The 15,517-nt window shown below is 71.0% G+C and carries 16 protein-coding genes; 6 read left to right on the plus strand and 10 right to left on the minus strand.

From position 1 onward, the window contains the following. Positions 1-206 precede the first annotated feature (206 nt). The 6 genes from ACZ54P_RS19320 to ACZ54P_RS19345 all read right to left on the minus strand — a co-directional run bounded on the left by ACZ54P_RS19320 (position 207) and on the right by ACZ54P_RS19345 (position 5,642). Positions 207-1,208 carry a proline racemase family protein gene (locus tag ACZ54P_RS19320; protein ID WP_465462914.1) on the minus strand — a complete coding sequence of 334 codons (1,002 nt, stop codon included), beginning with the start codon at positions 1,206-1,208 and terminating at the stop codon, positions 207-209. Beyond that, positions 1,209-2,120, minus strand: a complete 912-nt coding sequence (locus tag ACZ54P_RS19325) for a dihydrodipicolinate synthase family protein (RefSeq protein WP_465462915.1) — start codon at positions 2,118-2,120, stop codon at positions 1,209-1,211. Next, positions 2,117-3,484, minus strand: a complete 1,368-nt coding sequence (locus tag ACZ54P_RS19330; RefSeq protein ID WP_465462916.1) for an FAD/NAD(P)-dependent oxidoreductase — start codon at positions 3,482-3,484, stop codon at positions 2,117-2,119. The genes ACZ54P_RS19325 and ACZ54P_RS19330 overlap by 4 nt, the downstream gene beginning before the upstream one ends. Beyond that, entirely contained in the window at positions 3,481-3,789 is a 309-nt protein-coding gene (locus tag ACZ54P_RS19335; protein ID WP_465462917.1) for a (2Fe-2S)-binding protein, read from the minus strand. The genes ACZ54P_RS19330 and ACZ54P_RS19335 overlap by 4 nt, the downstream gene beginning before the upstream one ends. After that, positions 3,786-4,964 carry an NAD(P)/FAD-dependent oxidoreductase gene (locus ACZ54P_RS19340; RefSeq protein WP_465462918.1) on the minus strand — a complete coding sequence of 393 codons (1,179 nt, stop codon included), beginning with the start codon at positions 4,962-4,964 and terminating at the stop codon, positions 3,786-3,788. Before ACZ54P_RS19340 ends, ACZ54P_RS19335 begins: the two co-directional genes overlap by 4 nt. Positions 4,965-5,042: 78 nt before the next feature. After that, positions 5,043-5,642, minus strand: coding sequence for a helix-turn-helix domain-containing protein (locus tag ACZ54P_RS19345; RefSeq protein ID WP_465462919.1), 600 nt, complete (start codon positions 5,640-5,642; stop codon positions 5,043-5,045). Positions 5,643-6,023: 381 nt separating this feature from the next. On the opposite strand from ACZ54P_RS19345, the gene ACZ54P_RS19350 reads away from it, so the two are divergent. The 3 genes from ACZ54P_RS19350 (at position 6,024) to ACZ54P_RS19360 (ending at position 8,500) form a co-directional block, all read left to right on the plus strand. Then, positions 6,024-7,391, plus strand: a complete 1,368-nt coding sequence (locus ACZ54P_RS19350) for an FAD-binding oxidoreductase (RefSeq protein ID WP_465462920.1) — start codon at positions 6,024-6,026, stop codon at positions 7,389-7,391. 56 nt (positions 7,392-7,447) lie between these two features. Further along, the gene (locus ACZ54P_RS19355) at positions 7,448-7,657 is read left to right on the plus strand and encodes a hypothetical protein (RefSeq protein ID WP_465462921.1); all 210 of its coding nucleotides are present in this window, start codon (positions 7,448-7,450) and stop codon (positions 7,655-7,657) included. Positions 7,658-8,041: 384 nt separating this feature from the next. Continuing rightward, positions 8,042-8,500 carry an STAS domain-containing protein gene (locus ACZ54P_RS19360; protein WP_465462922.1) on the plus strand — a complete coding sequence of 153 codons (459 nt, stop codon included), beginning with the start codon at positions 8,042-8,044 and terminating at the stop codon, positions 8,498-8,500. A 12-nt stretch (positions 8,501-8,512) separates the two neighbouring features. On the opposite strand, the gene ACZ54P_RS19365 is transcribed toward ACZ54P_RS19360, so the two are convergent. Further along, a complete protein-coding gene (locus ACZ54P_RS19365; RefSeq protein WP_465462923.1) occupies positions 8,513-8,857 on the minus strand; it encodes an STAS domain-containing protein in 345 nt (114 codons plus the stop codon). 159 nt (positions 8,858-9,016) lie between these two features. On the opposite strand from ACZ54P_RS19365, the gene ACZ54P_RS19370 reads away from it, so the two are divergent. Continuing rightward, complete coding sequence (locus ACZ54P_RS19370) at positions 9,017-9,430, plus strand: ATP-binding protein (RefSeq protein WP_465462924.1); 414 nt, start codon at positions 9,017-9,019, stop codon at positions 9,428-9,430. Between the two features lie 53 nt (positions 9,431-9,483). On the opposite strand, the gene ACZ54P_RS19375 is transcribed toward ACZ54P_RS19370, so the two are convergent. Further along, complete coding sequence (locus ACZ54P_RS19375; protein ID WP_465462925.1) at positions 9,484-10,155, minus strand: response regulator; 672 nt, start codon at positions 10,153-10,155, stop codon at positions 9,484-9,486. After that, positions 10,156-11,334: a sensor histidine kinase gene (locus ACZ54P_RS19380; protein ID WP_465462926.1), complete on the minus strand. Its 1,179-nt coding sequence runs from the start codon at positions 11,332-11,334 to the stop codon at positions 10,156-10,158. 180 nt (positions 11,335-11,514) lie between these two features. On the opposite strand from ACZ54P_RS19380, the gene ACZ54P_RS19385 reads away from it, so the two are divergent. Then, on the plus strand, positions 11,515-11,748 hold the full coding sequence (locus ACZ54P_RS19385; protein WP_465462927.1) for a hypothetical protein: 234 nt from the start codon (positions 11,515-11,517) through the stop codon (positions 11,746-11,748). A gap of 89 nt (positions 11,749-11,837) precedes the next feature. Beyond that, positions 11,838-14,150, plus strand: coding sequence for an ATP-binding protein (locus ACZ54P_RS19390; RefSeq protein WP_465462928.1), 2,313 nt, complete (start codon positions 11,838-11,840; stop codon positions 14,148-14,150). Between the two features lie 3 nt (positions 14,151-14,153). Here ACZ54P_RS19390 and ACZ54P_RS19395 read toward each other — a convergent pair whose 3' ends face one another. After that, positions 14,154-15,278: a helix-turn-helix domain-containing protein gene (locus ACZ54P_RS19395; RefSeq protein ID WP_465462929.1), complete on the minus strand. Its 1,125-nt coding sequence runs from the start codon at positions 15,276-15,278 to the stop codon at positions 14,154-14,156. Positions 15,279-15,517 lie beyond the last annotated feature (239 nt).

The following is a 15,517-nucleotide window of genomic DNA, read 5'->3' on the forward strand; positions in this document are numbered from 1 at the left end:
TCGTGTCGCGAAAGCCACTTTCAGGACGTGTGATGTCCTGAAAGTGGCTTTCGCGACACCTACGGGACGCCACCGCCCAGTGCCGAAGCCTGACGCCCAACGTCTCACAGACCCTCCCCAACACGACACCTTCGCTTACCCCTCAATAGTCCTCTAATCGCGGTAGTTGCGTGTGCATCTACCGCAAGTAGAGGACGAAACGCGGGTCAGAGGACGAATCCGGTGGGGAAAGGGTCGTCCGGGTCGAGCAGGTAGGTGGCGTTGCCGGTGATCCAAGCGCGTCCGGAGAACTCCGGCACCACCGCGGGAACGCCACCGACGGTGGTTTCTTCGACCAGCTCCCCGGTGAACGTGGTGCCGATGAACGAGCTGTTCTCGAACGGCGTGTACAGCGGCAGTTCGCCGCGGGCGTGCAGCTGAGCCATCCGGGCCGAGGTGCCGGTGCCGCAGGGCGACCGGTCGAACCAGCCCGGATGGATCGCCATGGCGTTTCGCGAAGCGCGGGCGTCCGAGCCCGGCGCGAGGAACTGGACGTGTTTGCAGCCGCCGATCAGCGGATCTGCCGGATGTTTCGGCGGACGCTGCTCGTTGATCGCCGCCATGATGTCGAGCCCCGCCCCGAGGATCCGGTTCTTTTCCGCGCGATCGAACGGAATGCCCACTTGGGACAGTTCGAGGATCGCGTAGAAGTTCCCGCCGTAGGCGAGGTCGTAATGCACTTCCCCGAGGCTGGGTACCTCGACGACGGCGTCGCGCTCGGACAGGAAGGACGCGACGTTGCGGAGCTTGACGCGTTCCGCGCGGCCGTCCCGGACCTCGACCTCGGCGTGCACGAGCCCGGCCGGGGTGTCCAGGCGTACCACGGTCTTCGGTTCGGTCACCTCGACCATGCCGGTCTCCACCAGCACCGTCGCCACCCCGATCGTGCCGTGCCCGCACATCGGCAGGCAGCCCGACACCTCGATGTAGAGCACGCCCCAGTCGGCGTCCGGCCGGGACGGCGGCTGCAGGATCGCGCCGCTCATCGCGGAATGGCCGCGCGGCTCGTTCATCAGGAACTGCCGCAGATAGTCCAGGTGCGCCATGAAGTGCCGGCGGCGTTCGGCCATGGTGTCGCCGGGAATGAGCCCGACCCCGCCGGTCACCACCCGGGTCGGCATGCCTTCGGTATGGGAGTCGAACGCGGTGATCGACCGGATCGACCGCATCTACGCCACCCCCAGCGAGGCGAGCGCGCGGCGCATGTCGGCGGTGACCTGCGCACGGTGCTCGCCGGTCAGCGGTCCGCGCGGCGGACGGCACGGCCCGCCGTAGCGGCCGACGAGATCCATGCCGAGCTTGATCGCCTGGACGAACTCGGTGCGCGAATCCCAGCGGAACGCGGCCACCAGCGGTTCGTAGAGCGCCCTGGCCTCTTCGAGTTTTCCGGCCGTCGCCAGTTCGAACAGGCGCACCGATTCGGCGGGGAACACGTTGGGGAATCCGGCGAACCAGCCGGTCGCGCCCATCAGCAGGCTTTCCAGCACGACGTCGTCGGCGCCGCTGATCACGTCCAGCCTCGGTGCCTGCTCGCGGATCTCCAGCACCCGCCGGACGTCGCCGGAAAACTCCTTGACCGCCACCACGTTGTCGATCGCCGCGATTTCGGCCAGCAGAGCCGGGGTCAGGTCGACCTTGGTGTCGATGGGGTTGTTGTAGACCATCACCGGCAGACCGACCGACGCCATCGCCTCGAAGTGAGCGAGCACCTCGCCGCGGTTGGCGCGGTACATCGTGGGCGGCAGGCACAGCAGGCCGTCGGCGCCGTCCTCGGCCGCGACCTCGGCCCAGTGCCGCGCCTGATGCGACCCGGGACCGTGCACGCCGACGACGACGATGCCGTCTTCGCCGACGGTTTCGATCGCGGTCCGGGCGACGCGACGGCGCTCCTCGTCGGTCAGCGAGGAATATTCGCCGAGGGAGCCGTTCGGTCCGACGCCCCGGCAGCCGTTGTCGACCAGCCACCGGCAGTGCGCGGCGTAGGCGTCGTAATCCACGGCCAGCCCGGCGGGCGCCGAGACGTCCGCCCGGTATGGGAGGGCGGTCGCGACGACGACGCCACCGAGGTCGGGGCTGCTCATTCAGGATCTCCTTCGGTTCGGGCGGCGAGCTCGCCAAGCCGGATGGGCTGGGCGATCGGGCGGTGGTGGCGTTCGGCGGCACCGCACAGTTCGGCGACGCCCACGCCGCACATCCGGCCCTGGCACGGGCCGAGCCCGGCTCGGGTGCCGAGCTTCAGCGCGTGCGAGCCCGGACAGGCGGGATCACGGGTGGCACGGGTCAGTTCGCCGTACGTGGTTTCCTCGCAACGGCAGACGATCGTGTCCTCCCGCAACCAGCCACGCCAGGCCGCGCCGATCGGATGGGCCGTGGCGAGCCGTTCGGCGAAGCCCCGGGCCCGGTCACGGGCGCGGAGCAGTGCCGTCGGCGGCTTTCCGCCCGCGGCGACGCATCCGGCCACCGCGCCTTCCGCGGCGGCGGTGGCCGCCCCGCCGATGCCGGTGATCTCGCCCGCGGCGAAGACACCGTCCACTGTGGTCCGTTGCTCCCCGTCGACGCGGACGAAACCACCGTCGAGGACACAGCCCGCCGCGACGGCCAGTTCGGGCTGCGGGACGAAGCCGTGTCCGACACAGACCGCGTCGACCTCGTAAGTCCGCTCGGTGCCGGGGACGACCGACCAGTCCGCGCGGACCTTGGCGGTCACCACCTCGCGGACCTTGTCGGTGCCGCGGGCTTCGATCACCGCCCGGCCCAGCCGGTACGGGACGCGGTGGCGGGCCAGAGTGACGGCATAGCGGGCCAGCTCACCGGCCTTGCCGGTATGGGCGGCCAGCTGCCACGGACGAGCCGACCATCCTCTTCGGACGGTGGCGAACGGATTCGCCTCCAGCACGGCGACCACCTCCGCCCCGACGCCCAGCAGCGATTCCGCGACCGGCAGCAGGAACGGTCCGGCCCCGGCGACGAGCACGCGCTCGCCGATCGCGACCCGCTCCCCCTTGGCCAGAGCCTGCGCCGCGCCCGCGGTGTATACGCCGGGCAGTTCCCAGCCGGGGAACGGCAGGGTGCGATCGTGCGCGCCGGTCGCCAGGATCAGCGCGCCCGGTTCGAGGGTCCGCCTCCGCCGACCGCTGCCGTCGGCCTCCCCTCGCAGCACGTGCAGCCGGTTCTCCACGCGATCGAACGCCCAGACCGTAGCGCCGGGCCACCATCGGCACCGAGGATGATCGAGCACTCGGCGGCGCCGGGAGAAGCCCGCATGGCCATGCTGGATCCGGTCCGGGTGCCGTGCTTCGAAGGCCTCGGGCAGCATCCGGTGGTACTGCCCGCCAGGGGTGGCCGCCTGGTCGAGCACGGTGACGCGGGCGCCGGCCCGCAGCGCGTGCTCGGCCGCCGCGAGTCCGGCGGGTCCGGCACCGACGATCACGACGTGCCCGCTCACGCGCCCTCCTCCCTGGACTGGGTGCGGATCTCGTCACCGTCGGCGGCCGGGCGGCGGCACGCGCGGACGTCGGGCACATCGTTGACCGTGAGCAGGCAGTCGAAGCAGGCGCCGATTCCGCAGAACACGCCGCGTGGCGCGCCGGACCGGGTGGTGCGCCAGGAGATCCGGCCCGCGGCGAGCAACACGCCCGCCAAGCTCTGGCCCGCGATCCCCGCCACCGGCTCCCCGTCGACGGTGATCCGGATCGGCCGGTCGGTGCGGCCGACCGGATCCCGGTCACGCGGCAGCAGCCGGCCGCTCATGCCGCCGCCCCGGCCAGTACCGCCGGACGGTCCACAGTGAACTCTTCGACGCCCATCGCGGGCTCTGCCCCGGTGAGCAGTTCCCGCAGCAACCGGGCGGTGCCGACGCTCAACCCGATACCGGCGCCTTCGTGCCCGGTGGCGTGCCACAGGTTCCCCAGCCGTGGATCCTCGCCGAGCACCGGGAGGTGATCGTCCACATAGGGCCGGAAGCCGCCGTAGGCCCGCATCACCGCGGCGTCGGCGAGCGCCGGGAACAGGCGGAGCGCCTTGACTGCGATGGCGCTCAGCACGTCGGGGCGGATGGCGTCGTCGAAGCCCACCCGGCGGCGTGACGAACCGATCAGCACGGTGCCGCCCCACGTCGACTCGACGACGGCGGAAGTCTGCAGGTCGCCCGAATCGGCGCCGACCGCGCCGACGTAATCGGCGTCGTAGACCTTGTGCCGGACGACGCCGGGCATCGGGGTGGACACCAGCACCTCGCCCCGGCGGGGACGGATCGCGATCGGGGCGCCGAGTCGCGCCGACATCTGGCCCGCCCACGGGCCCGCGGCGTTCACGACGACGTCGGCCTCGATGACCTCACCGGGCACGCGGACACCGGTGATCGACCCGTCTCGGACGACAGCTCCGACGACCTCGGTCTCGCAGCGCAGCCGGGCACCGTGACGCAACGCGGAACCCAGCAGCGCCAACGCCGCGCCGGCGGGCTGGACTTGAGCGTCCTCCGGATAGTGGAAAGCGGTGGTCACTTCGCGGGTCAGCGCGGGTTCGGCTGCAGCGAGTTCCTTGAGCGACAGCGGTTCCGCGCGCACACCAGCACTGGTCTGGGTCCCGGCGAACGCGGTGAGGGCACGAGCCCCCTCGTCGGTGGTGGCGACCACGATGCCGCCCTTGGGGTCGTACTCGATCGCCGACGCGGCGCGTGCGTCCTCGTCGGCGATCTCGGCGACCACTCGCGGCCACAGCAGCGCCGAGAGCTTCGCGAGTTCGAGTTCGGGGCCTGGCCCTTTGTCGGAGACGAGAACGTTGCCTTCGCCGTGCGACGTGGTGCCCCCGGCCGGCCGGCCGCGGTCCACGACCACGACGTCGAAGCCGGCCCGGCTCAGCTCACGGGCACACGCGGCGCCGACGATACCCGCGCCGAGGACGACCACGCGCGTTCGGTTCAACGACCCTCCAGTGTTCGATAAAGCGAACGATCGGAGGGTAGGTTCCGGCCAGGAGAGGTGTCAATACCCGGCCTGCGGTCAGCCCTTCAGCACCGGATGCGGTTTGCCGTCGAGCCGTTCATCGGCGCGGTACTGCAGCAGGAGGACCGAATGCACCGGCCCCTCCGCGGCGGTGTAGCAATGCGGCTCCCGGGCGTCGAAGGCGACGTAGTCCCCCGGGCCGACGTCGACGGTCCGGCCGGCCACCTCGACGCGCAGCGAGCCCGACTGCACGACGGTGTGCTCGACGCCGACATGCCCCTGCGACCGCTGCGGCGCGTCACCGCGCACCACCTGGTCGTACACCTCGAAGACGCCGTCACCGGTCTCGATCCGCCGCAGCGGCCGCAGATCCACACCCTCACCGCGGAGCACCTCGACGTCGGCGCCGCGCACCACGGTGAGCGCACCGCCCGCCCGATGATCGAGCAGGTCGGAGATCGCCACCTCCAGCACCCTGGACAGGCTGAACACGGTTTCGATGGTCGGATTGCCGCCACCGGACTCCAGCTGCGACAGCGTCGCCTTGCCGATACCCGAGCGACGGGACAGCTCCGACAGCGAGAGCCCCCTCGCCGTCCTGGCCGCGCGCAGGTTGACCGCCAGCATGTCCCGGATCGAGGGCGCCTCGTTCTCCACCGCTTCTCCCGCGTCGTTCGTCAAACCGTACGACCGGAGGGCGAATCGTTCGCTTTGCCGATCGAGTTCGCGGACATCATGACACGCCAGTACATGATGGTCCCCTTCCTTGCGCCTAGCGCAAGGAAGGGGACCATCACGTACTTCACGCCAGCAAGGCCGCGACGCATCGCGCCGGGTTCACGCCGCGGATGCGCGGTGTTGACGTCCTACACACGGCACGCGATGGCGTCCACGCCGTTCCGTACCTGGCGGGAACAGCGGCGGAGCGCCCAGTCCGGGGTGGGCTCGTTGACTTCTTCCGGGCGCCCGGCTGGTCCTCGTGAGGGGAAATGACGGTTCCGACCCTCGTTACCACTCACGACACCTAGCGTGAAGACCATGCTGATCGATGATCTGGTCGCCGGGTTCCCGCCGGACCGTCTTGTCCGCGACCCGGACGTCCTGCGGAGCTTCGCCCACGACGAAGCCGAGTGGGCGCCGCACGGCACACCCATCGCCGCGGTCCGTCCGCACACCGCCGAAGAGGTCCAGACGGTGGTGCGGCTCTGCCTGCGTCATCGCGTCCCGCTGGTCACTCGCGGCGCGGGCACCGGCCTCTCCGGCGGCGCGAACGCTCTCGACGGCTGCGTCGTCCTGGTCACCGACAAACTCACCGCGATCAAGGAGATCGACGAACGGGAGCGGTTCGCGGTCGTCGAACCCGGCGTGGTCAACGACGATCTCGGCGCCGCCTGTGCCGAACGCGGGCTGTGGTACCCGCCGGATCCGGCGAGCTCGCCGTGGTCGACGATCGGCGGCAACGTGGCGACCAACGCGGGCGGCGTGTGCTGCGTGAAGTACGGCGTTACCCGCGACTACGTACTCGGCCTGCAGGTGGTGACCGGCACCGGCGAACTCGTCCGGCTCGGCCGCCGCACGGCGAAGGGTGTCGCGGGGTACGACCTCGCCGGGCTCATGGTCGGTTCCGAGGGCACGCTGGGTGTGCTCACCGAGATCACCGTGCGGCTCCGGCCCGCACGAGGCGCGGAGCGGACCGTCGCCGGGTATTTCGACAACACGGTCGCGGCGGGTGAAGCCGCGGCGGCGGTGGCGGCGCGAGGGGTGGTGCCCTCGGCGCTCGAACTTGTCGACAGGCACTGTCTCGCGGCGGTGGACGCGTGGAAGAACATGGGGCTGAGCGCGGACGCGAACGTCGTGCTGCTCGGCCGCACCGACACCCCTGGCGCGCTGGGCGAGCACGAGGCCGCCGTTCTGCTCGAATGCTTCGAGAACGCCGGAGCGACCTGGGCCGCCCAGTCCTCCGACGAGACCGAGGCCAACGCGCTGTTCGCCGCCCGCCGGCTGGCCTACCCGGCGTTGGAACGACTCGGGCCGGTGCTCACCGAGGACGTCTGCGTGCCGACGCAAGCGGTGCCCGAGATGCTCGCGCGGATCGACGCCGCCGCCCGGCGGCACGACGTCGTGATCGCCAACGTCGCGCACGTCGGCGACGGGAACCTGCATCCGCTGCTGGTCACCCCGCCCGGCGACGAGAACGCGAGGAAGGCGGCGCAAGCGGCCTTCGAGGACATCATCTCCGGAGCGCTCGACCTCGGCGGCACGGTCACCGGCGAGCACGGCGTCGGTCTGTTGAAGCAAGCGGGACTCACCCGCGAGCTCGGTCCCGCCGTGCTCGAGATGCATCGCGCGGTCAAACGCGCCCTCGATCCGCACGGAATCCTCAATCCCGGCAAGGTCTTCCTGTAACCCCATCCCATCCCGCCGCGATTGTTCCGGTATCTGGGGAACGGAGACGGGAGACGATGACGCAACGGTTGTGGCTGGGTCTGGCGGTCGTCTACACAGGCACCGCCGTGGTCCAGCTCTACCTTCTCGCCAGCACCGGCGCCGTTTGGGCCGGGACACTCACCGCGGTCGGCTTCGTGGCGGCGTTCCTGTGCGCGCTCGCCGCGCGGAAGGCCCCGAAACAGGAACGGGACGGTACGAGGGAAGCCGGCTCGCCTCGGCCCTAGGCACTGTTCGGCCGAGTATGACTCGGCGAGCCGGGACGGATGACCGAAACCGGCGAAGACGGTTACCGGCTGACACCATTGGGGGAACACCTTCTCGACGCGTCGCACCCGCTGGAAACCGGGCCCTGAACTGGGAAAAGGCCCTCACCGAGTGATCATGCGCCGCCGCGAATCATGTCCTGTTCACCCTGGCCGTATTGCCACCCGCTGTGAGCGGCGTACCGTGACAGGTACGTGAGGTTGAGTCCAGCAGCCCGCGCGAACGACCCGCATGTCCGCGGCCCAAGAATTTTCGACGGGCGACGCGGTGGCGAGTTCACTTGCGCAGCCGTTGTGCAGGCTTACCCGTTGTCCGTCTCGTCCCGGCTATCCGGGAGACCCCCCATGATCGACCGACTTCCGTTTCCCCGAGGAAGCCGCGATGGCCCCGCCCTCCGGACCGTCCTCCGCGTCACCGTTCCGCAGCCTCGTCCGGCCGACGAGCACCTGATGCGGGTCCGCCGGACCCGGTGGAGTGACGACCTGCTCGTCGTCTCGGCCGGTGGCGAGATCGACCTCGCCACCGCGGGCCGACTCGAGCGCGCGCTGCAGGGCGATCTCCCCGCCGCCACGGTCCTCGACCTCACCGAAGTCACCTTCCTCGGCGTCGCGGGGCTGCGGGTCATCGAATCCTCCGCCGCCCGCGCTCGCACCGAACGCCGGGCGACCGGCGTCGTCGCCTGCACCCACCCGGTGCTGCGGCTGATGCACCTGTTCGGTGTCGACACCCACATCCCGCTGTACCGGGACCTCGCCACCGCGATCCGCGAAGTACCGAAGGCCGTGCCCGCGCGGAATCCCTGACCCGCGGCCCGCTCAGGATCCGGCGAGCGGCAGCAACGTGGAGAGTCCCGTCTTCTGCGCGAGCCGCCGGATCGTGGGCGACGGCAGGAAACTCAGGCCGACCCCCTGGCTGCCGCACCGGTGGTGGATCCGGACCAGGGTCGCCAGCCCGGTGGAATCGCAGAACTCCACGCCTTCGAGGTCGACGACGAGCCTGCCGGGAACGGGTTCCAGCGCCTCCTCGAACGTTTCTTTGAGGTCCTCGGACGTCGTCATGTCGATCTCCCCGGCTACCGAGATGACGACCTGTGTGCCGGGGGGCCTGGCGACCGTCACCGAGAAGGGCACCTCCTTGATGTCGCCGTCTCCGCTCGTCACCGTCACACTCCCTCACCATCGGAACACCGAGAGTTCCGAAGATATCCGATGACGGCCCCCACTCGCGCGGCACTCGCGCCGCGATCCGGGTGTTGCCTTAACCTTGGCGGTGGATCCGGCGGTCGTGGACCGCGGCGGACGAGGAGGAGAAGCTCCGTGATGCCGATCGACGAGCCGGTGCGCCAGAATCCCGACGAACTGGTCCGCGAGGTCGCCGCCGTCCCCGCCGAGGCCGCCGCGTTGCGGGACGTGCTGGCGAACTGGGCACTCGAACGGGGTCTTCCCCGCGAACTGGCCGAAGATCTCAAGCTCACCGCCTACGAAGCGATGACCAACGTCGTCAAGCACGCCTACCCGGACGGGACCGACGGCAACGTCATGACGATCACCGCCACGTACGTCGACGGCTCCATCGTGGTCACCGTCGCCGACGAGGGCCGCTGGCGGGACGGGCGCCGATCGGACGGCGGGCGCGGCCTGCCGATCATCCGCGCCTTCGCCCCGGAGGCCTCCGTGACGAGTACGCCCACCGGCACCAACGTCCGGCTTTCCTGGCCCTGCCCCACTGTCTGACCCGCCGACCGGCGGCGGGCTCCGCACGCCGGAAAAGTTCCGGCGAATCCGGGTCAGCTCTCGGCGTCACGGACCAGCAAGGCGATCTGAACCCGGTTCTCGACGCCGAGTTTCGCGAGCATGTTGCTGGTGTGTGCCTTCACCGTCGCGACGGTGATGTCGAGCCGCCGTGCGACGTCGGTGTTGGAGAGCCCCTCGGCGATGGCGCTCGCGGTCTCGCGCTCGCGGTCGGTGAGCGTGGCCAGCAGGTCACGCGCCTGGTCGCGGGACGCCCGTCGCGCGTCGGACGAGCGTGGTCCGGTGGCGGCGGCGATCAGCCGGGCCGTGGCGGCGGGCGAGAGCGCGGGTTCGCCGGCGGCGACCGTGCGCACGGCTTCCAGGATCCGCGGTGGCGGGGTGTCCTTGAGGACGAACCCGAGCGCGCCGACACGCAACGCGCCCAGCACCATCTCGTCGGTGTCGAACGTGGTCAGCACCAACACCTTCGGCGGATCCGGAAGACGGAGGATCTCCTCGGTCGCGCTCAGCCCGTCCCGCCCCGGCATCCGGACGTCCATCAGGACGACGTCGGGCCGCTGCTCGCTCACCACGGTGATCGCGGCGTCGCCATCGGCGGCCTCCCCGACCACGACGAGGTCCGGTTCACCGTCGACGATGAGCCGCAGCGCCATCCGCACCAGGTGTTCGTCGTCGACGAGCACGACCCGCACCCGCTCGCTGTCCATTCACTCGCTCCCTTCGCGGACCGGCCACGGCAGCCGCGCGGCGAGGACGAACCCGCCACCGGGAACCGCGTGATGGTCCAGCTCGCCGCCGGCCAGCGCGACTCGCTCGGCGAGGCCGAGCAGGCCGAATCCCGAGGCGGGTGGACCCGCGACCGCCAGCGACGCGCCGGAATCCCGGACCGTCACCCGCAGTCCGTCACCCGGTCTGCCTTCGACGGTGACCGCGACCCGGGCTCCCGGCGCGTGCTTGCCCACGTTGGTCAGCCCTTCCTGGACGATCCGGTACACGGTCCTCGCGATCGCGTCGGGCGGTGAGCCCTCGGTCGTGGCCGTCAAGGTGACCTCCAGTCCCAGCCCGCGCGCGTTCGCGACGAGGGCGGGCAGATCGGCGAACGAGGGTTGCGGTGGTTCCAGGCCCTCCGGACCCGCCCGGAGCACGCCGAGGACGTCGCGCAGTTCCTCGAGCGCCTGATGAGAGCCGTCGGCGATCCCGCGGGCCAGCTCCGCGACCTGTTCGGCCGGCAGGTCGGTGCGATGCCCCAATACCCCGGCCTGCATGGCGACCAGCGAGACCCGGTGCGCGAGGACGTCGTGCATCTCGCGCGCGATCCGGTGCCGCTCCAAAATCCGTGCCTCGGCCGACCGCGCGGCCTGCTCGCGTTCCGCGCTCTCGGCCCGTGCCCGCAGGGAACGCAGTTCCTCCCGGCGTGCCCCGACGGCGGCACCCACGGCCACCGCGATGCCCACGGCCAGGATGGAGACACCGAGCATGAGCCACAGCGGGGCCGGCGCGTCACGGCTGGGATAGAGCCCGAACGTCGGCATCGCGGTGACCACGCAGAGCACCGCCGCGACCGACGTTTCCACCGGTCGCCGCCGGGTGGCCAGCGAGCCGAGGGCGTACATCGCGGCGCCACCGGCCGCCACCGAAACCGTCGCGAGGAGGATGACCGCCATCGCGACCACCACCGGGAACCGGCGGCGCCACAGCAGCACGACCAGGCAGACGAGGGCCACCAGCGGATCACCGGTGCTCAGCCACTGGATTTTCGGGCCCGCCGAACCCGGCGGGAGTTGCGCCGCGGTGAGGATCCAGATCACCACCCCCAGCGCGGCCGCCATCAGCAGGCGCCAGGCCTGCTGCCACGGGCGCAGGGGCGGCTGGGCGTCGGTGATCACCGGCCCATCATGGTCGACCCGCGCGCGGCGACGCAGCCGGACACCGGACGATTCCGGCCCCGACCTCGGTCGCGACCGGGGTCGACTTTGGTCGGACACCAGGCGCGACGCGATGCCGATGCGGTCGTCGTCCGTCCCGCGTGATGCTGAGCCCTGACCGCGAAACAGGAGGTAGGGAGCATGACCAAGGGCGGCTATCTGGGCCTGCAAGTGCTCGGGATGGTGGCGATCGCCGTCTTCGCGCAGGCCGCCATCCGCAGTCTCTTCGACCATTCCGCCACCCAGTTGTGGGGAACGTTCGACTGGGTACCCGGTGACTGGGGCGGCAGGTTGATCGTCTTCCTGCTGCTCGCCGCCGCCGGAGTGGTGCTGGCCGGCTGGGCGCACGATCGCGGCAAGCAAGTGTCCCGCTGAAGGAACGCCGGTCCGCTAGGATCCGCAGCCGGGCGTTTTCCGTCTACTTCGGACGGAGGACGCGGGATTGGTCGATCGCGGGAGAGTGCATGGCGGACGGAGTTGGCTTGCTTTCGGGGTGGTCGGCCGAACCCACCGAAGTGACCAGCTACGTAGGCCGTGACGCCGAGACCGGCGAGGCGCGGCGCCTGCTGGAGACGGCGTCGCTGGTCACCTTGACCGGCCCGGGCGGCGTGGGGAAGACGCGGCTCGCGTGGCGGATCGCGACGGCGCATCGGGAGGCGACCGCCGACGAAGTCGCGTTCGTGTCGCTGGCCGAACTGCGCGAACCCGCGTTGCTGGTACCGACCGTGGCCAATGTGCTCGGCTTCGGCGACCGTTCGGCGAAGCCGGCCATCGACGTCGTCGTCGAAGCGCTGCGGGAGAGCCGGTTACTGCTGGTGCTGGACAACTGCGAGCACCTGGTCGAGAGCTGTGCCCGGTTCGCCGACACCGTGGTGCGGGAGTGCCCGCAGGTGTCCGTGCTGGCCACGAGCAGGCAATCCCTCGGCGTGGCGGGCGAACGGGTCCTGCCGGTGCCGCCGCTGGCGGTACCGGAACAGGGCGACTCCTTCGAACGCGCGGTGAACTACGAGTCCGTGCGGCTGTTCGTGGACCGCGCGACCGCAGTGGCGCCGTCGTTCCGGCTCACCGAATCCGACACCGAACCGCTGATCCGGCTGTGCCGCCGGCTCGACGGACTGCCGCTGGCCATCGAACTGGCCGCCGTCCGCGCGCGGGTGCTGTCCCTGCGCCAGCTGGCCGACCGGCTCGACCGGCAGTTCTCCGTGCTCACGAAGGACCGTCGCGGCCGCCCGGAACGGCACGAGACGATGCGGGCGCTGATCGACTGGAGCCATGAGCTGTGCACCGGTCCGGAACGGCTGCTGTGGGCACGCGCGTCGGTGTTCTCCGGCAGTTTCGACCTCGACGCCGCCGAGGAGGTCTGTTCCGGCGGCGATCTGCCGCGCGAGCAAGTCCTCGAGGTCGTCGACGGGCTGCTCGACAAGTCCATCCTGCTGCGCGAGGAGTACCCGGGCGGCGTGCGGTACCGCATGCTGGAATCGGTCCGCGAGTACGGCGCCGACAGGCTGAGCGAAACCGGTGGGACGACGGAGTTCCGGAAACGGCACCGGGACTGGTTCGCCGAACTCTCCGCCCGGTACGCCGCGGAATGGCTGAAGACCGATCAGCTGGCCTGGATCGCGCGGTTGCGGCGCGAGCACGCGAACCTCCGCGTCGCACTCGACTTCTGCGCCGGCGCTCCCGAAGACGCGGTCGCCGGGCTGCGGATGTTGCGCGACGTCAAGGAGTTCTGGATCGTCCGCGGGCTGAACACCGAAGGCCGGATGTGGGTACGCCGGCTCGACGAGACCGCCGCGCCGGGTGTCCCGGAGCGGGCGCACGGGCTGTGGCTGTCCGGTTTCCTGGCCTTGGTGCAAGGAGACCTGCCCGCTCATCGGTCCATGATGGACAGGGCGGCCGCGGAAGCCGAGGCGAGCGGCGACGAACTCGCCGCCGCGTACGTCCTGCACGTCCGCGCTTATGCCGCGCTGATCGGCAACGACATGGCCGAGGCGGCGCGCCTGTTCGGCGGGGCCATCGATCTCTTCCGCACCCACGGCGACGAAGGCGCGGAGATCTGGGCGAGCTACAACTATGGGCTGGCCATCTGGCTGGACGGCGACATCGACCGCGGCCGGGCGGTGCTCATCGAATCCGTGGAGCGCTGCGAACGACGGGGCGAGGTCTTCTGGCGGGGCTGGGCGCTGTGGTCGCGCGCCGCCGCCGAGTACCTCCACGGCGATTTCGCGGTGGCCGGCCGCTGCTGCGAGCAGATACTGCGGCTGCACGCCCGCGTCGACGACCGCGTCGTCGTCGGGTTCACCCTCACCGTCATGGCGGGCTGCGCGGCCCGCACCGGACGGCCCAACCGGGCCGCGATCCTGCAGGGCGCCGCGATGAACGTCTGGCGCACGGTCGGCGCGTGGCCGACCCGGTACGAGGCGTTCACCGAGCCGCTGCAGGCCGACGTCGATGTCGTGACGACGGCGCTCGGCTGGGAGGTCGCGGTCGAGGAGTTCACCGACGGCTCCGCGATGTCGACCGGCGACGCCATCGCGTACGCACTCGGCGAGCGGTCCCCCGAGCCGCGGAAACAGGCCGCGCGGGTACTCACCAAACGCGAGACCGAGATCGCGCACGTGATCGCCGAGGGGCTGACCAACCAGGAGATCGCCGACCGGCTCGGCATCGCCAGGCGCACCGTGGACACGCATATCGACCACATCCTCACCAAGCTCGACTACTCCAACCGGGTGCAGGTCGCCACCTGGGTGACCCGCACCGCGGAGCAGGCCTGACGGTCACGCCGCCCTGATCGGGGTGAGGGGCTTCGCCGGCTCGGGTGCGGGCGTGAGCAGCTCCGCGCGCAAGGCGATCCGCAGGTCGAGCCGCTCACGCGGGTCGTCGAGGCGGTCGCCGAACAACACGCGGAGACGGCGCAGACGGTTGCGGACCGTCTGCGGGTGCACGCCGAGGTTGTTCGCGATCTCGGGGGCACCGCCACGGGCGGCGAGCATCGCCTCGAGGGTCTCGGCGAGCTTGGTGCGCTCGTTCGGCGGCAGCTGCGCGATCGGCGCCAGGCTGCGGGTGACGAGCGCGGTCGTGAGTACCTCGTCGGCGAACAGCCAATGCGTGGTGAGGTGGTCCGACCAGTGCACGAGCGGACCGTCCTCGATCACCTCACGCCGGACCAGCTCCAGCGTCCGGCGGGCCCACCGCAGGGAAACCGCGGCTTCGGCGGGCGCCACCGCGGGCCCGACAGCCGCCCGTGTCCCCGCCGGTACGCCGCCGATCTCGACGTCGTCGGGCACGAGGAGGTGCGGATACTCGCCGGTGAGGTCGGCCAGCACCTCCGGGCCGAACGAGGCGCGGATCGCGCCGGGCTCCGCGGCGATGGCGACCACGCGGGCGGGCGGCACCCAGCCCGCCTGTGCCGCGAGTCCCGCCCACTTCGCGGGCGGGCGGCCGCTCAAGATCTCCTTCAGCAGGTCACGGCGCAACTCGGCCACCGAAGGCGTGTGCGCGGCGCGGTAAGCGGCGGTGGAGAGCCGGGTCAGGACGTCGGAGCAGCGGAGCAGCGCCTCGACTCCGGTGTCCATCAAGCCCGGTCCGGCCCCTGGCCGTCGCGACAACGAGGCGAGCACGGGCAGCGCGCTCCGGCCCGCCGCGTGGTAGGCCCGGGAGAGCCTGTCGAGCCCCTTACCGGCGGCGTACTCGGCGACACCCACTTCCCGGAAGGCGTCCGCCCCGGCGGCGATACCGAGCGCGGACGCCATGCCGTCGTGCTCCAGGACCGACGCGACGAACTCCGTGGCACGCGCGCCGAACAGGGGCGCGTGCTCGGGCAGGGCATGCCGGACGCCGTCGACGACGGCACGGGCGAGCACGAGGGCGGCGGAACGGGCTGGAGCAAGGGACACGGTCATCGTCGACCTCCGGAGCAGCGGGAATCGTCGGGGCGCCGAGTCTGCTACTCCGGGGTAACGGGCACATCGGGTGAATTACGTAGTCGGGCCTTTCCGCGGTGTGGATCACCCATTCGTGGAGGTCCGGTGGGTGGTCGGTACAGGTGGTCGTGAGTGGCGATTCGGGTTGGAACCCGAACCGCCACTCCCGACCCACGCGACCCACAACCGGCCCGCGCTGGTCAGCGGCCGAGCCTCGG

The organism is Amycolatopsis sp. NPDC034160 (genome assembly GCF_055575355.1).